General features: G+C 70.1%; 19 protein-coding genes, 2 tRNA genes and 1 pseudogene. 9 read left to right on the top strand and 13 right to left on the bottom strand.

The genetic code is table 11. The features are described 5' to 3' along the window. Positions 1 to 31: 31 nt before the first annotated feature. Positions 32 to 104, bottom strand: a tRNA-Ala gene (locus ABD207_RS24035). A 181-nt stretch (positions 105 to 285) separates the two neighbouring features. Here ABD207_RS24035 and ABD207_RS24030 point away from each other — a divergent pair. Then, positions 286 to 834 (top strand): helix-turn-helix domain-containing protein, encoded by a 549-nt coding sequence (locus ABD207_RS24030; protein ID WP_344015190.1) that lies wholly within the window; start codon positions 286 to 288, stop codon positions 832 to 834. Positions 835 to 1,012: 178 nt separating this feature from the next. After that, a pseudogene (locus ABD207_RS32175) lies at positions 1,013 to 1,910 on the top strand (serine/threonine-protein kinase); the annotation flags it as partial. Between the two features lie 1,292 nt (positions 1,911 to 3,202). Here the strand turns inward: ABD207_RS32175 and ABD207_RS24020 are convergent. After that, positions 3,203 to 4,543, bottom strand: coding sequence for a hypothetical protein (locus ABD207_RS24020; protein WP_344015188.1), 1,341 nt, complete (start codon positions 4,541 to 4,543; stop codon positions 3,203 to 3,205). A 263-nt stretch (positions 4,544 to 4,806) separates the two neighbouring features. Then, positions 4,807 to 4,935: a DLW-39 family protein gene (locus tag ABD207_RS24015; RefSeq protein WP_003999697.1), complete on the bottom strand. Its 129-nt coding sequence runs from the start codon at positions 4,933 to 4,935 to the stop codon at positions 4,807 to 4,809. A gap of 338 nt (positions 4,936 to 5,273) precedes the next feature. Here ABD207_RS24015 and ABD207_RS24010 point away from each other — a divergent pair, with 338 nt between their 5' ends. Further along, the gene (locus ABD207_RS24010) at positions 5,274 to 5,693 is read left to right on the top strand and encodes a DUF6344 domain-containing protein (RefSeq protein ID WP_344015187.1); all 420 of its coding nucleotides are present in this window, start codon (positions 5,274 to 5,276) and stop codon (positions 5,691 to 5,693) included. A gap of 222 nt (positions 5,694 to 5,915) precedes the next feature. On the opposite strand, the gene ABD207_RS24005 is transcribed toward ABD207_RS24010, so the two are convergent. The 10 genes from ABD207_RS24005 to dnaA all read right to left on the bottom strand — a co-directional run bounded on the left by ABD207_RS24005 (position 5,916) and on the right by dnaA (position 19,429). Beyond that, positions 5,916 to 6,269, bottom strand: coding sequence for a DUF1330 domain-containing protein (locus ABD207_RS24005; protein WP_344015186.1), 354 nt, complete (start codon positions 6,267 to 6,269; stop codon positions 5,916 to 5,918). 171 nt (positions 6,270 to 6,440) lie between these two features. After that, positions 6,441 to 6,517: transfer RNA gene (locus ABD207_RS24000), tRNA-Ile, on the bottom strand. Positions 6,518 to 6,616: 99 nt separating this feature from the next. Then, positions 6,617 to 7,357 carry a DUF3566 domain-containing protein gene (locus tag ABD207_RS23995; protein ID WP_344015185.1) on the bottom strand — a complete coding sequence of 247 codons (741 nt, stop codon included), beginning with the start codon at positions 7,355 to 7,357 and terminating at the stop codon, positions 6,617 to 6,619. 18 nt (positions 7,358 to 7,375) lie between these two features. Continuing rightward, positions 7,376 to 9,958, bottom strand: a complete 2,583-nt coding sequence (gyrA, locus tag ABD207_RS23990) for a DNA gyrase subunit A (RefSeq protein WP_344015184.1) — start codon at positions 9,956 to 9,958, stop codon at positions 7,376 to 7,378. Between the two features lie 42 nt (positions 9,959 to 10,000). Continuing rightward, positions 10,001 to 12,082 carry a DNA topoisomerase (ATP-hydrolyzing) subunit B gene (gene gyrB / locus ABD207_RS23985; RefSeq protein WP_344015182.1) on the bottom strand — a complete coding sequence of 694 codons (2,082 nt, stop codon included), beginning with the start codon at positions 12,080 to 12,082 and terminating at the stop codon, positions 10,001 to 10,003. 437 nt (positions 12,083 to 12,519) lie between these two features. Further along, a complete protein-coding gene (locus ABD207_RS23980; protein WP_344015179.1) occupies positions 12,520 to 13,092 on the bottom strand; it encodes a DciA family protein in 573 nt (190 codons plus the stop codon). After that, positions 13,089 to 14,210 (bottom strand): DNA replication/repair protein RecF, encoded by a 1,122-nt coding sequence (recF, locus tag ABD207_RS23975; protein ID WP_344015178.1) that lies wholly within the window; start codon positions 14,208 to 14,210, stop codon positions 13,089 to 13,091. Before recF ends, ABD207_RS23980 begins: the two co-directional genes overlap by 4 nt. 86 nt (positions 14,211 to 14,296) lie before the next feature. Beyond that, positions 14,297 to 15,172, bottom strand: coding sequence for a phosphogluconate dehydrogenase (NAD(+)-dependent, decarboxylating) (gene gnd, locus ABD207_RS23970; RefSeq protein ID WP_344015177.1), 876 nt, complete (start codon positions 15,170 to 15,172; stop codon positions 14,297 to 14,299). Positions 15,173 to 15,364: 192 nt separating this feature from the next. Continuing rightward, the gene (gene dnaN / locus ABD207_RS23965; RefSeq protein ID WP_344015211.1) at positions 15,365 to 16,495 is read right to left on the bottom strand and encodes a DNA polymerase III subunit beta; all 1,131 of its coding nucleotides are present in this window, start codon (positions 16,493 to 16,495) and stop codon (positions 15,365 to 15,367) included. Between the two features lie 936 nt (positions 16,496 to 17,431). Continuing rightward, a complete protein-coding gene (gene dnaA / locus ABD207_RS23960) occupies positions 17,432 to 19,429 on the bottom strand; it encodes a chromosomal replication initiator protein DnaA (RefSeq protein ID WP_344015176.1) in 1,998 nt (665 codons plus the stop codon). A 398-nt stretch (positions 19,430 to 19,827) separates the two neighbouring features. Here dnaA and rpmH point away from each other — a divergent pair, with 398 nt between their 5' ends. The 6 genes from rpmH (at position 19,828) to rsmG (ending at position 23,363) form a co-directional block, all read left to right on the top strand. Then, positions 19,828 to 19,965 carry a 50S ribosomal protein L34 gene (rpmH, locus tag ABD207_RS23955; RefSeq protein WP_003956500.1) on the top strand — a complete coding sequence of 46 codons (138 nt, stop codon included), beginning with the start codon at positions 19,828 to 19,830 and terminating at the stop codon, positions 19,963 to 19,965. A 21-nt stretch (positions 19,966 to 19,986) separates the two neighbouring features. After that, positions 19,987 to 20,358 (top strand): ribonuclease P protein component, encoded by a 372-nt coding sequence (gene rnpA, locus ABD207_RS23950; RefSeq protein WP_344015175.1) that lies wholly within the window; start codon positions 19,987 to 19,989, stop codon positions 20,356 to 20,358. After that, the gene (gene yidD, locus ABD207_RS23945) at positions 20,355 to 20,729 is read left to right on the top strand and encodes a membrane protein insertion efficiency factor YidD (RefSeq protein WP_343999471.1); all 375 of its coding nucleotides are present in this window, start codon (positions 20,355 to 20,357) and stop codon (positions 20,727 to 20,729) included. The genes rnpA and yidD overlap by 4 nt, the downstream gene beginning before the upstream one ends. Before the next feature lie 3 nt (positions 20,730 to 20,732). Continuing rightward, positions 20,733 to 21,995, top strand: coding sequence for a membrane protein insertase YidC (gene yidC / locus ABD207_RS23940; protein ID WP_344015174.1), 1,263 nt, complete (start codon positions 20,733 to 20,735; stop codon positions 21,993 to 21,995). Between the two features lie 14 nt (positions 21,996 to 22,009). Next, positions 22,010 to 22,522: a R3H domain-containing nucleic acid-binding protein gene (locus ABD207_RS23935; protein WP_167995069.1), complete on the top strand. Its 513-nt coding sequence runs from the start codon at positions 22,010 to 22,012 to the stop codon at positions 22,520 to 22,522. A gap of 121 nt (positions 22,523 to 22,643) precedes the next feature. Continuing rightward, a complete protein-coding gene (gene rsmG / locus ABD207_RS23930; RefSeq protein WP_344015173.1) occupies positions 22,644 to 23,363 on the top strand; it encodes a 16S rRNA (guanine(527)-N(7))-methyltransferase RsmG in 720 nt (239 codons plus the stop codon). The last annotated feature ends 467 nt before the right edge of the window (positions 23,364 to 23,830 follow it).

Raw genomic sequence — 23,830 nt, 5'->3', positions numbered from 1 at the left:
GACAGGGTCCCGGAGGGCGTTTGACCTGCGGTGGAGCCTAGGGGAGTCGAACCCCTGACATCTGCCATGCAAAGACAGCGCTCTACCAACTGAGCTAAGGCCCCGGAAGCAAAGCGTCCACCTGTAGGAATCCCGTCCTGGTGGGCGCCGGAGACCAGAGTACCGGGTCACCCCCGGGATCCCGCAAAAAGATTGGGGTCCCCGTGACCAACCACTCTCCGTAAGATGCTCGGCGTGGTTCGCTACAGCGAACCGCAGTTCTAGGGGAAGCGATGGGGAGACGCAATGGACGCTGCACAGCAGGAAGCCACCGCAAGAGCGCGGGAACTGCAGCGGACCTGGTACGGGGAGCCGTTGGGGACGCTCTTCCGCCGGCTGATAGACGATCTCGGTCTCAACCAGGCTCGTCTCGCGGGGGTTCTGGGACTGTCGGCGCCGATGCTGTCGCAGCTGATGAGCGGCCAGCGGGCGAAGATCGGTAATCCGGCCGTGGTCCAGCGGGTTCAGCTGCTGCAGGACCTGGCCCGCCAGGTCGTGGACGGCAGCGTCAGCGCGGCCGAGGCGACCGAGCGGATGGAGGAGATCAAGAAGTCGCAGGGGGGTTCGGTACTCACCAACACCACGCAGACGACGAACAGTTCGGGGGCGCCGACGGTCAAGCGGGTGGTCCGCGAGATCCAGTCCCTGCTGCGTTCGGTGGCCGCCGCCAGCGAGATCCTCGAGGCCGCGGACGCCCTCGCCCCCACGCACCCCGAGCTGGCGGAGTTCCTCCGCGTCTACGGCGCCGGCCGCACCTCCGACGCGGTGGCGCACTACCAGTCCCACCAGAGCTGACCATCCGCCCGGCCGCCGCAGCGGGTACGGCAGCCGCCGGGCACCGGGGGGACCGACGCACTGGGGGGTTGAGCACATCGGGGGGTCGGCGAGGGGCGGGGGAGTCGTACCGCCCGTCGAGGGGCAGGCAGAGGGGGAGTCACGGGGGCCATCGCTGGGGGAGGAGCGACGTTCAGCCATGGGTGAGGTGTTCGCCGGCCGGTACGAGCTGGTCGACCCGATCGGCCGCGGAGGCGTCGGTGCCGTCTGGCGCGCCTGGGACCATCGCCGGCGGCGCTATGTGGCCGCCAAGGTCCTTCTCCAGAGCGACGCGCACTCGCTGCTCCGCTTCGTGCGCGAGCAGGCCCTGCGCATCGACCATCCCCATGTCCTCGCGCCGACCAGCTGGGCCGCCGACGACGACAAGGTGCTCTTCACCATGGACCTCGTCGCCGGCGGCTCGCTGGTCCACCTGGTGAACGACTACGGGCCTCTGCCGCCCGCGTATGTCTGCACCCTGCTCGACCAGCTGCTGGCCGGACTGGCCGCGGTGCACGCGGAGGGCGTGGTGCACCGCGACATCAAGCCCGCCAATGTGCTCCTGGAGGCGACGGGGACGGCCCGGCCACGGCTGCGCCTGTCCGACTTCGGCATCGCCATGCGGCTGGGCGAGCCCCGGCTGACCGAGACCAACCTGGTCGTCGGCACGCCCGGCTATATCGCCCCCGAGCAGATGATGGGCTCGGAGCCGGACTTCCCCGCCGACCTGTTCGCCGTGGGCCTGGTCGCGCTGTATCTGCTGGAGGGCGCCAAGCCGGACGCCAAGGCCCTCGTCCAGTACTTCACGGAGCACGGGACGCCCGGAGCGCCCCAGGGCATTCCGGAGCCGCTGTGGCAGGTCGTGTCGACCCTGCTGCAACCGGATCCGGCGGCGCGCTTCCGTACCGCCACCGGGGCGCGCAAGGCGCTCGCCGCGGCGGCGGAGCTCCTTCCGGAGCCCGGCCCCGACGACGAGCAGATCGAGATCTTCGACCAGCTCGGGCCGCTGCCCCCGGGGTTCGCGGAGGACGGCCCCGTGAAGCGGGCCTCCGGCGTGACGAGCCCGAGCGGTGGCCGTCGTCCGCCGTCCGGCGAGGGCGAGGGCGCCCTCGCCGCTCCGCCGTCCCGGTCCGCGGAGGCTCGGCAGTCCACGGCGGGGGAAGCGGGGGGTGCGGCCGGAGGCCGGATCTCTGCTGGAGCCGCGGGGGCGGGCACGGGTGAGGGGCCGGAAGGCGGGGTGCCGGGCCAACTGGCGGAGTCCGCAGCACCGAGCCATCTGCCGGGGGCCGCGCCGGGCCATCTGCCGGAGGCCGCAGGAGAAGGCGTGGGCCGCGCGGGAGCCGGGGGCGGGGCCGGCTCGGCAGATCTGTCCGGTGGCGGTAGGGAACCTGGTGGCCCGGCCGAGTTCTCCGGCAGCGGGGCCGCCTCCGCCGGCTTCACCGCGGGCGGGCCCGGCCTCACTGGCGAGCCCGGGTCCACAGGCGGGCAAGGTGCCACGGGCGGACCCGGCTCCGCCGACGGGCCCGGTGCCGCAGACGGGCCTGGCCCCACGAACGGGCCCGTCTCCGCAGGCAGGCCCGGTGCCGCAACCGGGCCTGGCTCCACGGGCAGGCCTGGTCCCACAGGCGGGCCCGCTCCTGCGGGCGGGCGGCCGGTCTCGGCGTCCGGCAGCGGAATCGCCGCAGGTCACAGCACCGGCATGGGCACCGGTACCGGTGTCGGCCACCCCGGCCCCGGCTCCGTGTCGCCCGGCACCACCGACCCGTGGCAGCACACCGCTCCCCCCGCCTCCGCACCGCCCGGACTCGCGCCCCCGGCCGGCAGCCCACGCCACCCACAGGCACCCGAGCAGCCGCCCGCCCCCGCTCAGCCCTCCGCTCCGGAGCAACCGGCCGGTATGTCGGACACCGGCAGCTTCCACCTGCCTCCGCCGCCGGCCACGGGCAGCTCCCCCGCCACACCGATCGCTCCGACCCCGCCCAGCACGCCCCCACCACCGGGACAAGCCCTCCATCACGGCGCACTGCACCCTCAGGCCCCCGCCGCGCCCGTCTCCCCCAACGACCCCACTCACCCGCTGCGCTCCCCCCAGTCTCATCCACCGGCGTATCCCGCCCCGGCCTGGCACCAGCCCGCCGAGGCCTTCACTGCTGAATACACCGCCCAGGTCGCGCAGGTTCCCACTCCGAACGCAGCGATTCCGCAGACCGGACCGACCGGCCGCCGGCGCCGTCGCCCGGGCCCTCCGGCCAAGGTGGCCGTGCCCCTCCTGCTGCTCGCCCTGGCCTGCTACGCCGTGGGTTTCTGGGCCCTCACCCAGATCTGACCGCCCACCCGCAGCGTATGCCCGCTAGGGAGCCGCCCGCCTGCGGGCCACGACCGTCCACACCCCGAGCCCCAGCAGAAGCGCGCTCCCCGTGCCGATGCCGCCCACGGCCAGCGCCCGCATCGCGGTACCGTCGCCGTCCGCCGTGCCCTCGGCCGCCGCCTCCCGGTCCTCTTCCGTGACGGTGAAGATGCCCGCCGGCACGGAATCCCCCTGGTAGCCGGGCCCGTCCTGTGCCGAACCGCCCACCCGTACCCGCAGCACCAACGGCACGGGCTCGTCGCCGAACTCCTCCGCCACCTCCGCCGAGAGGTGGGCCACGAGGTAGTAGGAACCGGCGAAGCGCACGGCCGACACCTTGCTGTTGGGTGCCTGCCGGTTGGCGTGGGCCACGGGCGGCAAGGGAGTCAGGCTCTCCGTCTTCTGGCTGCCGTCGTAGCCGATGCCCAGGTCGGCGACGTGGCCGCGGACGGGGTTGTAGAGGTCCAGGTCCAGGGCGGAGGGGACGAAACCGGAGCGGCCGGAGCCCGAGCCGCCCAGCTCGGCGGTGACGTGCAGCTGCTGCCCCCAGTCGACGGGGACCCGGTAGAACACCGTCCGGCCGGGCCTGATGTCATCCCGCCAGACCCCCTCTCCGATCAGAGCCGCCTCGGCGAATCCCGCTCCGCCCGGCCGCCGCTGCTCCTCTCCCGTGAGGGGATCCGGGGTCGCGGAGTTCCAGGCCCCGGGCGCGCCGGCCGACCCCTCCTCCTTCACCGGCGGCTCGGAGACCACGGCGAGCTCCAGCTCCCAGGGCTCGGGGGAGGCTCCTCTGCCGTCCGGATCGGCGCGCTCGACCGACACGTAGTAGGTCCCGGCCTCCCTGCACAGGGACCTTCTCGGCGAGATCTCCCGAACGGCCCAGGCGGTGACGGGGCGGGGGCTGCGGCCGGCTCCGATAGTCGCGGTGTCGAGATCGCACGAGCGGCCGGCGCCGTCCCGCAGGGACACCTTGAGGCCGTCGGAGACCGCGGCGGTGCCGCCCGCCGGCGGAACGGCGGTGACGGAGACGTACGCATTCGACGTCCCGTCGAGCTGGACGCCGTAGTGCACCGGACCGGACGCCGGCAGGGTGCTGCGATAACTCCGGCCCGCCGTCAGCGTCGGAGCCGCCCCCGTGCTAGCCGCACCCTCGACGCGCTGAGCATCATCGGCGAAGGCATAGCCCCCCGGCGTTCCCGGCGCCGCCTTCAACGTCTTCGAAACACCACTCGCGGCCTTGGGCCCCCCGGAGAACCGCGTGGTACCGGCGGCGGCGTGCGCCGACTGCCCCGACCCCAGAGCCGCGGCCGGGGCCAGCAGCAGCGCGGTCGTGAGCAACGCCACGCCCGCGCGCCCGCGAGCCACCGGACGCCCCTGTACGAGCCGTGCGCGCCGCCCCCACGCCCTGCACCGCCGTCCCCTCACGCGCCACTCCTCGCTTCCTGCCGGGGCGTCCCTCTGCCTCGGCGTCGGCCCGTACGTGATCATTCGTACGCCGCGCCGCCGCCCATCCTGCCCCGCGGCGGCGGCCCGTGAGCAAGGTTCACCGCACACAAAACCCCGACCGCAAGCGCGGCCGGGGCCTGTTCAGCGTCGGTTGTCGGTACTCACGAACCCGTGGGCACGGAGTCAGTCGCCTCCGTCCACAGATCCTGCTCGGCGCGATCCGCCTGGATCTGGCGGTACACGAGGAGCCCGCCGATGGCGGCCAGTGCGACCAGGAGAAGCTTCTTCACCGCGCGACCTCGTCTTTCCTTGACGTAGGGGACCTCTGGCGCCCGACTATACACACCGACCGATACCGATCGGTGACCTATGTCGGCCCTCAACTCCCGCCCGCCGCAGCGCTTTAGCCGGTGATCACCTCGATCCGATCGGAGGGTGATCACACCCTCACGGACCGTTGATTTGGCCGATTTGCTCCGTGCTTCTCCTTTTCTCGGCCGCCTTGCGTCCATCCGGGTGGTGTTCATCTGAACATCCACGCGCCACGGGCGTCGGTCCACCACTTCTCGGCCCTCATACACATCATGAGCAAAGTACGCAAATCGCCCAACCCGAAAGTGAGGGGACCATGGCCAAGAACAAGGTCATGAAGCTGTGGACCGTCATCGTCACCGCCTTCCTCGCGCTCTGCACGGCGCTCGGCCTGTCCACCACCACCGCCTCGGCGGCCGTACCGCAGACCGAGACGGCGCGCAACACGGAGCGCGCCGCCGACACCACGGCGGCCCCGGCGGTGCTCCTGCGGCTCTCGCCCCGGCCCAGCGCCTTGCCCCCCACGATGAAGCAGCGCATCCACGCCGAGGCCCACGGCAAGTCCCCCCGCTGCCGGCACCTCCTCGCCGTGGGCACCAACGCGGACCTGCTGATGTGCGCCCCCGACACGGCCTCCCCGTCCGACACCGCGTCCCAGTCCGGCACCGCACCCCAGTCCGGCGCCGCTTCCCCATCGGGCCCCTCGACCACCAGCAGCACCCCACTCCAGCGCTGACCCCCCGGCCGCTCCTCCGGCCATCCTCAGCAACCCAGCCATCTCGTGCCGTCCGGCAGTTGAAAGTCCTGGCGAACTTGCGTACAGCCCCACGGCACACGCAGGCCCGGCAGCTCCTCCCCGGAGCAGCCGGGCTTTTCCCTGTCCAGCACGCTCTGTCCAGCACGCTCTGTCCAGCACAGTTCTGTCCAGCACAGTTCTGTCCAGCACAGCCCTATGCGCTCATGCGCGCTCCTCAGCCGCCTCCGCCCCGAGCTTCTCCGCGCGTTCGCGCGGGTCGTACCCCGGGCCTACGCCCTCGGCGAGTACGACATCTCCGTCGATGTGGTCGGTCCTCAGGCGGAGGATCTGCTGGTACTCGGGGGACTGGTACCAGGCGCGGGCCTCGGCCACGCCGGGGAACTCGATCAGCACCATGCTGCCCGGCCAGCTGCCCTCCAGTACCGCCGCCGGCGGGCCGTGGATCAGGAAGCGGCCGTGGAACGGGTCGAGGGTGCTCTGGATCCCCTCGAGGTACTCGAGGATGTCCGGGTGGTGTCGACGGTCACGCAGGTGCGCGAACCCGTAGGCGGGCATGTCCGGCTCCTTCGTTCGGTCCCGCGGGGGAACGCAAACGTAGCCAGGGATGCCGCACGCCGCGATTACCTCGGAGGTAAGCGATACGCATCCGGACAGCAGCCGACAGCACTGACAGCACCGGACGCCGAAGAAAGACCCCCGGCCCAATCGGACCGGGGGTCTTCGTGCTGGTGGGGCTAACAGGATTTGAACCTGTGGCCTCATCCTTATCAGGGATGCGCTCTAACCAACTGAGCTATAGCCCCGCCGCGCTCTGCGGTGTGTGTCCCGCGCGCTGACCCCTGAAGATTAGCGCACGAGAGGGGGAGTCCCAAAATCGGTTACCCGGGGCCCGCCGGTGCGGGCTACTCGTCCTCGGCCAGTGTCAGCTCGACGCCGCCCACGAAGCCCGCGGAGAGGTTGTAGATGAAGGCGCCGAGCGTCGCCAGGGCCGTGGCCAGGACGACGTCGATGACCGCGATGATCGTGGTGAACAGCAGCACGTTCGGCAGCGACAGGAAGGACTGCAGGTCGAAGCCGTTCGACTCGTTGGAGCCGGTCGCCTCGGAGATGGTGCCGCCGACGGTCGAGAAGACGCCCATGGCGTCCATCACCATCCACAGGACGGCGGAGGCGACGATCGTGCAGATGCCCAGCGCGATGGAGAGCAGGAAGCTGACCTTCATGACCGACCAGGGGTCGGCCTTGGCCACGCGCAGCCGGGCCTTGCGCACGCGCGGGGTGGTGGTCGCCCCCGTGCGCGGGCGCCGTACCGCGCCGGCCGGTCCCGCCGCGGGCTGCGCCGGGTAGGCCTGCGGCGGGTGGTAGGGCCCCGCCGGCTGCTGCGGGTGCCGCTCCCCGGGCAGCGGTGAGGCCGCCTGGGCGGCGGCGCCCTGGTCCGGCGCGGCCTGCTGCGGGCCTCGGGTGTCCGTCACCGTTCCCCCCTGGGATGGCTGTGGCTTCGGCGAGGACGAGTCGTTCGCGGGCACCCTCACCGGCTTCAGGTTGGTCGTGTGCGGGTCGGGTGCCTGCGCGGCGGAGCCACGGCCACCGCCGTCCGTTCCCCTGCTGGTACCGGTCGGTCCGGTGCCCGTGGCTCCGCTCACGCTGACTCACTCCTCGTGCTACTCGGACGAGGGCTCCCCGCCCTGGTCCGTGCCGGTCGTCGCCTCGGCGGTGTCGTCGGCCTCACCGTCGACTTCCTCCGCCTCGCGTCCCGCCTCGGCGTTCCGGGCGATGCCGACCACGGCATCGCGCTTGCCCAAGTTGATCAGTTGAACGCCCATGGTGTCACGGCCGGTTTCCCTGATCTCGTTGACTCGCGTGCGAATCACACCGCCCGACAGCGTGATGGCGAGGATCTCGTCGTTCTCCTCGACCACCAGCGCGCCGACGAGCGAACCCCGGTCCTCCACGATCTTGGCGGCCTTGATGCCGAGGCCGCCGCGACCCTGGACGCGGTACTCGTCGACGGAGGTCCGCTTCGCGTACCCGCCGTCCGTGGCAGTGAACACGAACGTACCGGGTCGGACAACATTCATCGAGAGCAGTTCGTCTCCCTCGCGGAAGCTCATGCCCTTGACGCCCGAGGTCGCACGGCCCATGGGACGCAGCGTCTCGTCCGAGGCGGTGAACCTGATCGACTGTGCCTTCTTGCTGATCAGCAGCAGATCGTCATCGGCCGAAACCAGTTCGGCACCGATCAGTTCGTCGTCGGTTCCGTCCTCGCGCTCGCGCAGATTGATCGCGATCACACCGCCGGAGCGCGGGGAGTCGTAGTCCTTCAGCGGGGTCTTCTTGACCAGGCCGCCCTTGGTGGCCAGGACCAGATACGGCGCGGCCTCGTAGTCGCGGATCGCGAAGATCTCGGCGATCGTCTCGTCCGGCTGGAAGGCCAGCAGGTTGGCCACGTGCTGCCCGCGCGCGTCCCGGCCGGCGTCGGGCAGTTCATAGCCCTTGATTCGGTAGACGCGGCCCTTGTTGGTGAAGAACAGCAGCCAGTGGTGGGTGGTCGAGACGAAGAAGTGGTCGACGATGTCGTCTTCCTTGAGCTTCGCCCCGCGCACGCCCTTGCCGCCGCGCTTCTGGGCGCGGTAGTCGTCGGTCCTGGTGCGCTTGATGTAGCCGCCGCGGGTGACCGTGACGACGATGTCCTCCTCGGCGATCAGGTCCTCGATGGACATGTCGCCCTCGTAGGGGATCAGCTGCGTCTTGCGGTCGTCGCCGTACTTCTCGACCAGCGCGGCCAGCTCCTGGCTGACGATGCCGCGCTGGCGGACCGGCGAGGCGAGGATCTCGTTGTACTCGTTGATCTTCGCCTGCAGGTCGTCGTGCTCCTGGACGATCTTCTGCCGCTCCAGGGCCGCCAGGCGGCGGAGCTGCATCTCCAGGATCGCGTTGGCCTGGATCTCGTCGATCTCCAGCAGGTCCATCAGGCCGCCGCGGGCGACCTCGACGGTCTCGCTGCCCCGGATCAGCGCGATGACCTCGTCGATGGCGTCCAGGGCCTTCAGCAGACCGCGCAGGATGTGGGCGCGCTCCTCGGCCTTGCGCAGCCGGAAGCGGGTGCGGCGGACGATGACCTCGATCTGGTGGTTCACCCAGTGGCGGATGAACGCGTCCAGCGACAGCGTGCGCGGCACGCCGTCCACCAGGGCCAGCATGTTGGCGCCGAAGTTGGTCTGCAGATCGGTGTGCTTGTACAGGTTGTTCAGCACGACCTTGGCGACCGCGTCCCGCTTGAGCACGATCACCAGGCGCTGGCCGGTGCGCGAGGAGGTCTCGTCGCGGACGTCCGCGATGCCGCCGATCTTGCCGTCCTTCACCAGGTCGGCGATCTTCTGCGCGAGGTTGTCCGGGTTGACCTGGTAGGGCAGTTCGGTGACGACCAGGCACTGGCGGTTCTGGATCTCCTCGACCTCGACCACCGCGCGCATGGTGATCGAGCCGCGGCCGGTGCGGTAGGCCTCCTCGATGCCCTTGCGGCCCACCACCAGGGCGCCGGTCGGGAAGTCGGGGCCCTTGATGCGCTCGATCAGCGCGTCCAGCAGCTCCTCGTGCGAGGCCTCCGGGTTCTCCAGGTACCACTGGGCACCGGCGGCGACCTCGCGCAGGTTGTGCGGCGGGATGTTGGTCGCCATGCCGACCGCGATACCGGCCGAGCCGTTGATCAGCAGGTTCGGGAAGCGGGCCGGCAGGACGGTCGGCTCCTGGGAGCGGCCGTCGTAGTTGTCCGTGAAGTCGACGGTCTCCTCGTCGATGTCACGGACCATCTCCATCGACAGCGGCGCCATCTTGCACTCGGTGTAGCGCATCGCCGCCGCCGGGTCGTTGCCCGGGGAGCCGAAGTTGCCGTTGGAGTCCACCAGCGGCATCCGCATCGCCCACGGCTGCGCCAGGCGGACCAGCGCGTCGTAGATCGAGGAGTCGCCGTGCGGGTGGTAGTTGCCCATGACGTCGCCGACGACACGGGCGCACTTGTAGAAGCCGCGCTCGGGGCGGTAGCCGCCGTCGTACATCGCGTACAGCACGCGCCGGTGGACGGGCTTGAGGCCGTCCCGGACGTCCGGCAGCGCACGCGAGACGATGACGGACATCGCGTAGTCGAGGTACGAGCGCTGCATCTCCGTCTCGAGCCCGACGGGCTCGACACGCAGGGCCAGGGGCTCGCCCTCGGGCGTGGTGACAGGGGTGTTCTCGTCGGTCATTGCTGGTGAAAGTCCTTCCGGGTGCGGTCAGCTGAGACCGACTCAGATGTCGAGGAAACGGACGTCCTTGGCGTTGCGCTGGATGAACGCGCGGCGGGCCTCGACGTCCTCGCCCATCAGCACCGAGAACAGGTCGTCGGCCTGGGCGGCGTCGTCGAGCGTGACCTGGCCGAGGACGCGGTGCTCCTGGTCCATCGTGGTGATGCGCAGCTCCTCGGCGTTCATCTCACCGAGACCCTTGAAGCGCTGCACCGAGTCCTCGCGGATGCGCTTGCCTGCCTGGCGGCCCATCTCGATCAGCGCGTCCCGCTCGCGGTCGGAGTACGCGTACTCGAAGTCGTCCTTGCCCCACTTGATCTTGTAGAGCGGCGGACGGGAGAGGTACACGTGCCCGGCCTCGACCAGCGGGCGCATGAAGCGGAACAGGAAGGTCAGCAGCAGGGTGTTGATGTGCTGGCCGTCGACGTCGGCGTCCGCCATCAGGATGATCTTGTGATAGCGGAGCTTGCTGATGTCGAAGTCCTCGTGCACGCCGGTGCCGAACGCGGAGATCATCGCCTGGATCTCCTGGTTCTGCAGGATGCGGTCGATGCGCGCCTTCTCGACGTTGAGGATCTTGCCGCGGATCGGGAGGATCGCCTGGTACTCCGGGTTCCGGCCGGACTTGGCCGAGCCGCCCGCGGAGTCACCCTCGACGATGAAGATCTCGCACTTGGCGGGGTCGTTCGACTGGCAGTCGGAGAGCTTGCCCGGCAGGGAGGCGGTCTCCAGCAGGCCCTTGCGGCGGGTCAGGTCGCGCGCCTTGCGGGCCGCCACCCGCGCGGTGGCCGCGGCGATGCCCTTGCGGACGATGTCGGCCGCCTCGTTCGGGTTGCGGTCCAGCCAGTCGCTGAGGTGCTCGTAGACCGCCTTCTGCACGAAGGTCTTGGCCTCCGTGTTGCCCAGCTTGGTCTTGGTCTGGCCCTCGAACTGCGGCTCGCTCAGCTTGACCGAGATGATCGCGGTCAGGCCCTCGCGGATGTCGTCACCCGTGAGGTTGTCGTCCTTCTCACGCAGCAGCTTGCGGTCGCGCGCGTACTTGTTGATCAGCGAGGTGAGCGCCGCGCGGAAGCCCTCCTCGTGGGTGCCGCCCTCGTGGGTGTGGATGATGTTGGCGAACGAGTAGACGCCCTCGCTGTAGCCGGTGTTCCACTGCATGGCCACCTCGAGGGACAGGCTCTTGTCCTTGTCCTCCGCCTCGAGGGAGATCACGCTGGGGTGCACCACGTCTCCCTTGCGGGAGTTGAGGTACTTCACGAAGTCGACGATGCCGCCCTCGTAGTGGTACGTGACGGTCTTGGCCTTCTGCTCCTCGGCCAGCTCGTCCGCGCCGGCCTCGTCCGCACCGGCGGTGGCCTTGGCCGACTCCCGCTCGTCGGTGAGCCGGATGGTCAGGCCCTTGTTGAGGAACGCCATCTCCTGGAAACGCCGCGAGAGCGTCTCGAAGGAGTAGTCGGTGGTCTCGAAGATGTCCGGGTCGGCCCAGAAGGTGACGGAGGTGCCGGTCTCGTCCGTCGGCTCGTGCCGCTGGAGCGGAGCCGTGGGCACGCCCATCTTGTAGTCCTGCGTCCAGCGGTACCCGTCGGTCTTGACCTCGACGGACACCCGGCTGGAGAGGGCGTTGACGACGGAGACGCCGACGCCGTGCAGACCACCGGAGACCGCGTAGCCGCCGCCGCCGAACTTGCCGCCCGCGTGCAGCACGGTCAGCACGACCTCGACGGCCGGCTTGCCCTCGGAGGGCACGATGCCCACCGGGATGCCGCGGCCGTTGTCGACGACGCGTACGCCGCCGTCCGCGAGGATCGTCACATCGATGGTGTCCGCGTGCCCGGCCAGCGCCTCGTCGACGGAGTTGTCGACCACCTCGTACACGAGGTGGTGCAGGCCACGCTCACCGGTCGAGCCGATGTACATGCCGGGTCGCTTGCGGACCGCGTCCAGACCCTCGAGGACGGTGATGGCACTGGCGTCGTACGACACGGCGTCTGAGCCCTCGGCGCCTCCGGCCGGGGCCTCGGTGGACGGGATGTTCTCGTTGGGGTTGCCGGAATCGGCCACGAAGCGCCCTTTCTGGCACAGCACGAGCCGGGCTCGTCGGCGGTCGCCGTGAGCGGCTGCGGCATGTTGCGTCGGTAAGCCTTGATCAGCGTTGCTCAGCTTCTCCCGGACGGTCCCCACGTTTGGGGCGGGATCGTCTTCCAGTCTACCGGTAGCGCTGACATCGATGGGGCTTTGCGGGTCCCTGAGCCCTCATATGCCGCCCTGAACCGCCCTCGGCCGACTCCCGATATGCGGATGGGGGCTCCAAGGGGCTCACAAGGGCACTCAGCGCTTCCGCCCGTCAACCTTCCGCGACGGCTCACCACCGGGGTGTGCGAAGCGACACCCGGAGGCCGGAACGAGCGGTTCCGAAACGGGTCGAAAGGGGGCCCGCAGAACGCGTCGTCCCAGTTCTGGCGAGGTCTTCCCGGCGTGCGGCGACGTCCGGGCACGCGCCGGGGGGCTGTACTTCGAGAGCCCTAGCCGTACGTGTCGCCGGGGCCGGTGCTGCCCGGGGCGCGGAGGGGGCCGTAGCGGCGGGTGGGGGCGCTGGGGCCGTTGACCTTGATCAGGCGGACCGTGCCGTGGCCCAGGTCCTCGTTGAGCCGGGCGACCAGGGTGGGGGCGAGCAGCCGGAGGTTGGTCGCCCAGGCCGTGGAGTCGCAGCGGACGAACAGCACCCGCTCGTTTTCGTCGTACCGCTCGGGCTCGCAGTGCTTGGCCACGTCCTCGCCGACGATCTCCGGCCAGCGGCCCATCACCCCGCCCACGGCGGCCGGTGCCTCCCAGCCGCGCTCCGCGATCAGCCGGTTGATCGCCGGGCCCAGTGCCATCGGGTCGCGCCGGTCGGTGCGCGCGCCGGAGCGCAGGCCGCCACCGCGGCGCGCCTGCTGCTTCTGCTGTGCCGCCTCTCCCCGGGCGCGCGCCGCCTCCCTGGCCGCGCGCAGGGCCACCCGCGCGAGGTCGACACCGGAGGGCTCGGGTGTTCTGCCGGGGTCCTTCGTGCCGTCCGGGCGGTCCGTGCCGCTCCGGGGCGTCTCGGGCTCGCTCATACGCGCTCCACCGTCCCATCGGCCACGGCGAAGCGCGCCCCGGACAGCACATGGGGGACGTCGTCGTCGACGGCCGCGGTCACCAGGACCTGCTCACCGGGCGCCACCAGCTCGGCCAAGCGCTCACGGCGGCGGGTGTCCAGCTCGGCGAAGACGTCGTCGAGCACCAGCACCGGCTCGTTGCCCTCGGCACGCAGCAGGTCGTAGGAGGCCAGGCGCAGCGCGAGGGCGCAGGACCAGGACTCGCCGTGGGAGGCGTAGCCCTTGGCGGGGAGCTGGCCCAGCTTGAGCAGCAGGTCGTCGCGGTGCGGGCCGACGAGTGTGACGCCCCGCTCGATCTCCTGCTTGCGGGACTCGGCGAGCGCGGCCAGCAGCTGCTCGAACAGGTCCTCGCGGGTGTGCGCCTCGCCGGGCGCGGACGCCTTGTACTCCAGGGTCACCGGTCCGCCGCCGGGCGCCAGCTGCTCGTACGCCTTGTCGGCCAGCGGCTGCACCGCGGCGATCAGGTCCAGACGCTGGGCGAGCAGCTCGGCGCCGGCCCGGGCGAGATGCTGGTCCCAGACGTCGAGGGTGGACAGGTCCATGGTCCGGCCGCCGTGCCGGCGGGCCAGCGCGGCCGACTTCAGCAGGGTGTTGCGCTGCTTGAGCACCCGGTCGTAGTCGGAGCGCACCCCGGCCATGCGTGGAGAGCGGGCGGTGATCAGCTCGTCCAGGAACCGGCGCCGCTCGCCGGGGTCCCCCTTGACCAGGGCGAGGTCCTCCGGCGCGAACAGCACGGTGCGCACGATGCCGAGTACGTCCCGCGGCCTGACCTGCGCGGACCGGTTGATGCGGGCGCGGTTGGCCCGGCCCGGGTTCAGCTCCAGCTCCACCAGCTGCTGCCGGTCGCCCTGGCGCACCTGGGCCCGGATGATCGCGCGGTCGGCGCCCATCCGCACCAGGGGGGCGTCGGAGGAGACCCGGTGGCTGCCGAGCGTGGCGAGATAGCCGACCGCCTCGACCAGGTTCGTCTTGCCCTGCCCGTTCGGGCCGACGAACGCCGTCACCCCCGGGTCGAGCGGGACCTCGACCCGGGGATAGGAGCGGAAGTCGGCCAGCGACAGATGCGTGACGTGCATGGTCGTTCGCCGACCTCCCGGTACCTCTGGGTGGCTTTCCGCTCCGTCACTCGGCGGTGACGGCCTGCTTCCTGCCTGCCGTGTTGCTACTTCTTCTCGACCGCGTGGCCGCCGAACTGGTTGCGCAGCGCCGCGATCATCTTCATCTGCGGCGAGTCCTCCTGACGCGAGGCGAACCGTGCGAACAGCGAGGCGGTGATCGCCGGCAGAGGGACCGCGTTGTCGATCGCGGCCTCCACAGTCCAGCGTCCCTCACCGGAGTCCTGTGCATAACCCCGGAGCCCGTCCAGGTGCTCGTCCTCGTCCAGCGCCTTCACCGCGAGATCGAGCAGCCAGGAGCGGATGACCGTGCCCTCCTGCCAGGAGCGGAAGACCTCCCGGACGTCCGTCACGGGGTCGGCCTTCTCCAGCAGTTCCCAGCCCTCGGCGTAGGCCTGCATCATCGCGTACTCGATGCCGTTGTGGACCATCTTCGCGAAGTGGCCCGCGCCGACCTTGCCGGCGTGCACCGAGCCGAAGTCGCCCTCCGGCTTGAGCGCGTCGAAGACCGGCTGCACCTTGGCGACGTTCTCCTTGTCGCCGCCGTACATCAGCGCGTAGCCGTTCTCCAGACCCCAGACGCCGCCGGAGACACCGCAGTCGACGAAGCCTATGCCCTTGGCGGCCAGCTCCTCGGCGCGCCTCTCGTCGTCCGTCCAGCGGGAGTTGCCGCCGTCCACCACGACGTCGCCGGGCTCCAGCAGCTCGCCGAGCCGGTCGATGGTGGACTCGGTGGGCTCGCCGGCCGGAACCATCACCCACACCACCCGCGGGGCGGCGAGCTTGCCCACAAGCTCCTCGAGGCTGTGGACATCGGCGAGGTCCGGGTTGCGGTCGTATCCGTAGACGGTGTGGCCGGCGCGGCGGATCCGCTCGCGCATGTTGCCGCCCATCTTGCCGAGGCCGACGAGACCGAGCTCCATCAGATGAGTTCCTTAGGTTGCGACGTGACGTGGCGGCACGGGTGTGCCGCGGCACTGACGTACCGCCCCGAGCCTAAACCCGGACGCTCACGCACATCTGTGGGCATACGCGCTCATCCGCACACGCCCTCACCTGCGGTTTTTCTCCACACCTGTGGACAGCCGGGCGCCCCCCACGACCGGGGACCAGCCTCAGCCGCTCAGGCGCACCGGCATGATCAGGTACTTGTAGGCCTCGTCCGCCTCCGCGTCCACCGCCGGGCGGCCGCTGAGCAGCGCCGGCTTGGTCGACGTGGTGAACGACAGCTGGGCCACCGGGGCGTCGATGGCGCTCAGGCCGTCCAGCAGGAAGGTCGGGTTGAAGGCGATCGAGATGTCGTCGCCCTCCAGCTGGGCGTCCACCCTTTCCACAGCCTGTGCGTCGTCGCTGGAGCCGGCCTCCAGGATGAGCACGCCCTGCTCGAAGCTCAGCCGCACCGGGGTGTTGCGCTCCGCGACCAGCGCCACACGCTTGACGGCTTCCACGAAGGGGGCGGTCTCGATCACGGCGACGCTGTTGAACTCCGTCGGGAACAGCGTGCGGTACTTGGGCAGGTCGCCCTCGAGGAGCCGCGTGGTGGTGCGGCGGCCGGCGCCCTCGAAACCGATCAGGCCCTCGCCCGCGCCCGAGCCGGACAGCGCCAGGGTGACCTGGTCACCGCTGGTCAGCGACTTGGCGGTGTCCAGCAGCGTCTTGGCCGGCACCAGGGCGACCGCGGAGGCGTCCGGGTCCTCCGGCTTCCACAGGAACTCGCGGACCGCGAAGCGGTAGCGGTCGGTGGACGCCAGCGTCACCGTGTCGCCCTCGATCTCGATGCGCACACCCGTCAGCACCGGCAGCGTGTCGTCCCGGCCGGCGGCGATGGCGACCTGCTGGACCGCGGAGGCGAAGACCTCACCGGGGACCGTGCCCGTCGCGTTCGGCATCTGCGGCAGGGCCGGGTACTCCTCCACAGGCAGGGTGTGGAGCGTGAACCGGGAGGAGCCGCAGACCACCGTCGCCCGTACACCGTCTGTGGAAATCTCCACCGGGCGGTTGGGGAGGGCGCGCGAGATGTCGGCGAGCAGGCGGCCGGAGACCAGGACCGTGCCCTCCTCCTCGACCTCGGCCTCGACGGACACCCGCGCGGAGACCTCGTAGTCGAAGCTGGACAGGCTCAGCTGGCCGTCCTCCGCCTTCAGCAGAAGGCCGGCGAGGACAGGCGCCGGCGGACGGGCCGGAAGGCTGCGCGCCGCCCAGGCCACTGCCTCCGCGAGTACGTCGCGTTCCACCCGGATCTTCACTGTTGCCGCCTCCTGCTGTTGCCGGCGCTTGTCGCCCTGCTTCGGCTTCGTCGTCTGACTCGGTGTCGTGAGCCCCGGGGTGGGGAAGGACACCGGGGACCAGTCTGACGCACCGCACTGACAGTAGGTGCCCCTCGGGGTCAAGTCGTGACGAGGGACGGGCGGGGTCGAGAGAGCGAGTTGTGCACAGGGCCCGCTTCGAAACGAATTCCTCGCTCTCTCTGGTTGGGGGTAGTAGTAGGGCCTGTGGATACCGTGGATAACCTCGTTTTCGCAGGTCAGCGGCGGGATTTTGTCCACGGGCCCTGTGGGCGGGATCCGTGGACAACTCGGGCCCTCTGTGGAGAACGGAAAGTTCTGCACAGTCCGTGCACAGGCAGGGGCGAGTTCTCCCCAGAGTCGTCCCCAGTTTCGGCGCTCTTTCCCACAGCCCCTCTCGGCAGCATGATGTGACGCCTTTCACTCGACACGGTGAGAGGGCGCGCCGGGTTGCCGAACAGTGGACAGTCATGTGGAGAACCCGGTGAACTCTGGGGACAACAGCCCTCAGCCTGTGGGTTGTCCGTGGACAACTCGATGCACAGGCTGTGGATCAGCTTCCCGTCCACAGGCTGTGGAGATCCCCTGTCCACGGATCCACAACCGGCTGATCTGGGCGGATGGGTCCCCGGCCGGGGCCGCTGTGGACAAGATCGGGACAACTTCGCGGTCCCCAGGATGTGGACGGGAAAAAGTCACCGAATCTGTGGAGAGAGGCCGTAACCGGGCAGTTAATCGAACAACGGGAGAGCGGCGGGGAAGGGCACGGAGAAGGCCGGAGAAGGCCGGAGGACCTCAGAGACGAGGAAAGGCGCCCCCGGATCCGCTCCGGGAGCGCCTTGCGCGAAACCTCTCGTGGCTCTGTGAGGCGTGGGCGCCGCCGGCGCCGCCTCGTCGTCAGCCCGCCTTGATGCGGTTGGTGAGCTCGGTGACCTGGTTGTAGATCGAGCGCCGCTCGGCCATCAGATTGCGGATCTTCCGGTCGGCGTGCATCACCGTGGTGTGGTCGCGGCCGCCGAACAGCGCACCGATCTTCGGCAGCGACAGATCCGTCAGCTCCCGGCACAGATACATGGCGATCTGGCGGGCGGTGACCAGCTGGCGGCCGCGCGAGCTGCCGCACAGGTCCTCGACCGTGAGCCCGAAGTAGTCGGCGGTCGCGCTCATGATCGCCGTCGAGGTGATCTCGGGCGTCGCGTCGTCGCCGCCCGGGATCAGATCCTTCAGGACGATCTCGGTCAGCCCCAGGTCCACCGGCTGCCGGTTGAGCGAGGCGAACGCCGTCACCCGGATCAGCGCGCCCTCCAGCTCGCGGATGTTCCGCGAGATGCGGGAGGCGATGAACTCCAGCACCTCCGGCGGGGCATTGAGCTGCTCCTGCACCGCCTTCTTGCGCAGGATCGCGATACGGGTCTCCAGCTCCGGCGGCTGGACGTCGGTGATCAGACCCCACTCGAAACGGTTCCGCAGCCGGTCCTCCAGCGTCACCAGCTGCTTGGGCGGCCGGTCGCTGGAGAGCACGATCTGCTTGTTGGCGTTGTGGAGCGTGTTGAAGGTGTGGAAGAACTCCTCCTGCGTCGACTCCTTGTCCGCCAGGAACTGGATGTCGTCGACGAGCAGGATGTCCATCTCGCGGTAGCGCTTGCGGAAGCTGTCGCCCTTGCCGTCCCGGATGGAGTTGATGAACTCGTTGGTGAACTCCTCCGAGCTGACGTACCGCACCCGCGTGCCTGGATAGAGGCTGCGGGCGTAGTGCCCGATCGCGTGCAGCAGATGCGTCTTGCCGAGCCCCGACTCCCCATAGATGAACAGGGGGTTGTACGCCTTCGCCGGCGCCTCGGCGACGGCCACCGCCGCGGCGTGCGCGAAGCGGTTGGACGCACCGATGACGAAGGTGTCGAAGAGGTACTTCGGGTTCAGGCGGGCGGTGGGCTCACCGGGACCGGGCGCGGGCGCGGGCTGCGCCGCCAGCGGGCCGGGTGCTCCGGTGGTCGGCAGGTTCGGGCCGGCGGGGCCGCCGCGGTGGACGTGCCCGGAGCCGGGCGGGGGCTCGGGCAGCTCACGGCGCGCGGCGTCCCGCTGCTCGTAGTCACCGCGGTCACCACGGTCGTACTCGCCGCGGTCACCCCGCTCGTAGTCCCCGCGGTCGTAGTCACCACGTGAGCCGTCGTAGTCGGAGCGCTGCGGATCGTAGCCGGGGCGCTCGGGCGGCTGCGGGCGGTAGTCCTGCCCGTAGTCCTGGGAGGAGGGCCCGCCGGCGTAGCTCTCCGGGCCCGGCGAGGCGTACGGATCGCGGTCGGGGAAGCCGAGCCGCTGCTGCTGCCAGCTGTACTCGTCCTGGGGCGGCCGCGGCCAGGAGCCGGGCTCCGGGCGCTGGTACTCCGAGGGGTAGGCGGGACGCGCGGTGGGCAGGTCGTCGCCGGACGGATGCTGGTCGGCGCGGCGGCGGCCGTAGGGCTCGTAGCCCCCGTAGCCGCTGTCGTACTGATCGCGCTGTTCGCGCTGGTCGCGCTGGTCGCGCTGGTCGCCGCGGTTTTGCTGCTCCGGGCGTGCGGCCGGGAGCTCGGGCTCCTCGTAACGCGGCTGGGGCCGGGGCGCCGGGGGTGCCGGGGGCTCACCCGCGGAGTCGTCGACGGTGATCGCGATCCGGATGGGGCGGCCGCACTCGCGGCTCAGAGTCTCGCTGACGACCGGGGCCAGCCGCCCCTCGAGTACGTTCTTGGCGAACTCGTTCGGCACCGCGAGCAGCGCCGTGTCGGCGACGAGGGCCAGGGGCTGGCAGCGCCGGATCCAGTGCTCGTCCTTCGCCTCGACCCCTTGGCCGCGACCCTCGCCGAGGAGCTGCTCCAGTACACGTGGCCACACTGCGGCAAGATCGGCAGGTACGTCAGCCACAGGGCACGCTCTCTCACAGGTCCCTCGAACGTGTGATTCGGGGACGGGTCGGGATGTAAAGGGGATGGTCGAGTGACAAGGGAACGAATTGGAGTTCAGTCACGGTAGTCAGGGCGGCCGGTGCGGTTCAAGTTGTTGTCCCCAGCCTGTGGACAAGTGTCTCCCGGCGGGCGCTGGTTTGACCGAATGGCGCAGCCGCGCGTACCGTAACCAGGTCGAGTTGTCGATGGCTGCTGCCGCCTGCCTCCGATGGGCAAAGATCACGTCCCCGCCACTGCGGGGGTGAACCACGGTGATCGGTCAGCGGTGCACTGGGGCGTAACGCGAGCTACTCGTGGGCGCACGGTGACAGCCAAGGCGGCACCCCGCAATTACCGATTCTTTTCTGGAGCCCCCGAGTGAGCAAGCGCACCTTCCAGCCGAACAACCGTCGCCGCGCCAAGACCCACGGCTTCCGGCTGCGGATGCGCACCCGTGCCGGCCGCGCGATTCTCGCGTCCCGCCGCAGCAAGGGTCGCGCCCGTCTGTCCGCCTGATACCGGTCAGGTCATGACGTCGTGCTGCCCCCCGAGAACCGGCTGAGGCGGCGCGAGGACTTCGCGACTGCGGTACGACGAGGCCGCCGGGCCGGACGCCAGCACCTCGTCGTGCACCTTCGTAGCGGTGCCAAGGACCCGCATGCGCCTGGGGAGAGCGCTCCCCCGGCGCGTGCGGGTTTCGTCGTGAGCAAGGCCGTGGGCGGAGCCGTCGTCCGCAACAAGGTGAAGCGCAGGCTTCGCCATCTGATGCGGGACCGGATCGCCCAGTTGCCCCCCGGTAGCCTGGTAGTCGTACGCGCGCTGCCCGGAGCGGGTGACGCCGACCAAGCCCAGCTGGCCCGAGACCTGGATGCCGCCCTCGAGCGGCTCCTGGGAGGGGGCACGAGATGAAGTACCCGCTGCTGGCCCTGATCAAGCTCTACCAGTGGACGATCAGTCCGCTGCTGGGGCCGGTGTGCAAGTACTACCCGTCGTGCTCCCACTACGGCTACACGGCCATCGACCGGCACGGTGCCGTCAAGGGCACAGCACTCACGGCCTGGCGCATCCTGCGGTGCAATCCGTGGTCGCTGGGCGGTGTGGACCATGTCCCGCCGCGCAAGCGTCCGCGGTGGCACGAAATGCTGCGTAACGCCTGGCGTGCACGCAAGGGCGGGCCCTCCGCCGCCGAACCGGCCACCGAAGGACAGACTTCCCCCACAAGTCCGACGAGTCCTTCGAGCCCGGCCGCAGAGACCTCGTCCCATGCCCAAGGAGCATGATTAGTGGACACGATTGCCAGCCTCTTCAGTTTCATCACGACACCCGTCTCCTGGGTCATCGTCCAGTTCCACAGCGTGTACGGCGCCCTTTTCGGCCCGGACACGGGCTGGGCCTGGGGCCTGTCCATCGTGTCCCTGGTGATCTTGATCCGTATCTGCCTGATCCCGCTCTTCGTGAAGCAGATCAAGGCGACGCGGGCCATGCAGACGCTCCAGCCGGAGATGAAGAAGATCCAGGAGCGTTACAAGAACGACCGGCAGCGCCAGTCCGAAGAGATGATGAAGCTCTACAAGGAGACGGGCACCAACCCGCTCTCCTCGTGCCTTCCCATCCTGGCGCAGTCGCCGTTCTTCTTCGCCCTGTACCACGTCCTGAACAGCATCGCCTCGAACAAGGAGATCGGCTTCATCGACGGGTCGCTCCTGCAGAGCGCCCAGAAGGCCCACATCTTCGGCGCCCCGCTCGCCGCGAAGTTCATGGACAGCCCGGCCAAGCTGGCCGAGCTCAACGCGTCGCTGACCGACGTGCGGGTCGTGACCGCGGTCATGATCATCCTGATGTCGCTGTCGCAGTTCTACACGCAGCGGCAGCTGATGACGAAGAACGTCGACACCACGGTGAAGACGCCGTTCATGCAGCAGCAGAAGATGCTGATGTACGTCTTCCCCGTCATCTTCGCCGTCTTCGGCATCAACTTCCCGGTCGGTGTCCTCGTCTACTGGCTGACCACCAACGTGTGGACCATGGGCCAGCAGATGTATGTCATCCACAACAACCCGACCCCGGGTTCCAAGGCACAGGCCGCCTACCTGGAGCGCCTCTCCAAGCATGTCACCAAGCACGGCGGGACCCGCGGCCGCCGCGAGCGGGCCATCGTCAAGGCGATCGTCGCCAAGGGCCGGGACCGCAACGAGTTCGAGCGCAAGTTCATCAACGGTCTGAACAAGGCCGGCCTGGCGGCCCAGGCCGACGGGTCGGTGATCAAGAGCGAGGCCACGGCCGCCGCCCAGGCCGAGGACGGCGCGCCCGTCACCACCGCCCCCAGGCGTCAGCAGCCCAAGCGGCAGACCAAGGCGCAGCGCCAGGCCGCCAAGGCGGCCGGCGAGCCGATGTCGCTGACCAAGACCGGTCAGCCCAAGGGTGACGCCAAGGCTGCGAGCGGGGCCAAGAAGAACCCGTCGAAGCCCGGCAGCGGTACCCGCAGCAAGGCCCAGTCCGGACAGCGCAAGGGCCCGCAGCGGCCCAAGTCCCCGTCGAAGAAGTAGAAGGAGTCCATCCCGTGACGGAAGGCACCACCTCCGCCGCTGCCGAGGGTGCAGACACCCTGACCCGCCTCGAGCAGGAGGGCGACATCGCGGCGGACTACCTGGAGGGTCTGCTCGACATCGCCGACCTCGACGGCGACATCGACATGGACGTCGAAGGCGACCGCGCCTCCGTCTCGATCATCAGCGACACGGGCAGCCGTGACCTGCAGAAGCTGGTCGGTCGTGACGGCGAGGTGCTGGAAGCGCTCCAGGAGCTCACGCGCCTGGCCGTGCACCGGGAGACCGGCGACCGCAGCCGGCTGATGCTCGACATCGCCGGGTACCGGGCCAAGAAGCGGGCCGAGCTGTCGGAGCTCGGCGCCAAGGCGGCCGCCGAGGCCAAGAGCAGCGGCGAGGCCGTGCGGCTCAAGCCGATGACGCCCTTCGAGCGCAAGGTCGTGCACGACGCGGTCAAGGCCGCGGGCCTGCGCAGCGAGTCCGAGGGCGAGGAGCCGCAGCGCTTCGTCGTCGTGCTGCCCGCCTGATCGGCACTACGTTCCACCGGCCCCGTCTGTTGCGCAGGCGGGGCCGAACTTTGTCAGCCTGATGTTCTGTGGTTCTGGTGCCGGCGCCCGTGCCGGCACGTATGCGGAAGGACGGTCCCCCGTGACGGAGGCAGCGGAGCTTCCCCCCGCGCCGGAGCAGGCACGCGAGGTCTTCGGTGATCGTTTCGCGGATGCGGTGCGGTACGCAGAGCTGCTCGCGGAGGCGGGCGTGCAGCGTGGTCTGATCGGCCCGCGAGAGGTGCCGCGCCTGTGGGAGCGGCATCTGCTGAACTGCGCGGTGCTCTCGGAGGTCGTGCCGGAGGGCGTGACGGTGTGCGACGTCGGCTCGGGAGCCGGGCTGCCGGGCATTCCCCTGGCGCTGGTCCGCGACGACCTCAAGATCACGTTGCTGGAGCCGCTGCTGCGGCGGACGACCTTCCTGACCGAGGTCGTGGAGCTGCTGGGCCTGGACCATGTGACGGTGGTGCGCGGCCGGGCCGAGGAGGTCATGGGGAAGCTGCCCCCGGTCCATGTGGTGACCGCCCGTGCCGTGGCGCCGCTCGACCGCCTCGCCGCCTGGGGCATCCCCCTGCTGCGGCCCTATGGCGAGATGCTCGCCCTCAAGGGCGACACCGCCGAGGAGGAGCTGAAGAACGCGGCCACGGCCCTGAGCAAGCTGGGCGCCGTGGCCACCTCCATCGTGCATGTGGGGCAGGGAGTCGTGGACCTGATGTCCACCGTGGTGCGGGTCGAGGTGGGCGAGAGCCCCGGCGGGGTGCGCTTCGCGGCAAAGCGGGCCAAGGCCGCACGTACGGGTCGGGCGCGTCGGCGTCGCGGCTAGCGCTCCGAAGCGGGGTGCGTCCCGGCGGGGTCCGTCCCGGGGTTGGGCGTACTCCGCACAAGGCCCGTCCTCGGGACAGGACGTGCTCCGCACGGGCCCGTCGTCAGGGCGGGCGTACTCCACACAAGCTGCCATAGCCTTCGTGCCGGAGTGTCGCGGCAAAGCTGCCTCGACTGCTGTGCATCGTGTTTCACGTGAAACGTCGCTCACTCCTGCACGGCATCATCAGTCGAGGCCGCGCTGCGGCCGAACCCCGCGACCGGAAGCCTCTCGGATCACTCGGAGAAGGGCCTGCTCCCGGCCTATCTCCGGCGAATCCCGCCGCGGAAGACTTCTCCCCCTCGCCCGCGGAGGGCCTCTCCTCCCCGTCACCACAGCAGGGTGCTTCCCCGGCGCCCGCGGAGAGCGCCTCCTCGTCACTCGTCGAGGGTCCGGAGTTGTCCACAGAGGTGGATTTCTCCACAGAA

This window comes from Streptomyces thermospinosisporus (genome assembly GCF_039526425.1).
Taxonomy (GTDB): Bacteria; Actinomycetota; Actinomycetes; order Streptomycetales; family Streptomycetaceae; genus Streptomyces; species Streptomyces thermocarboxydovorans.
This window is presented reverse-complemented; position numbering and strand designations above follow the sequence as displayed.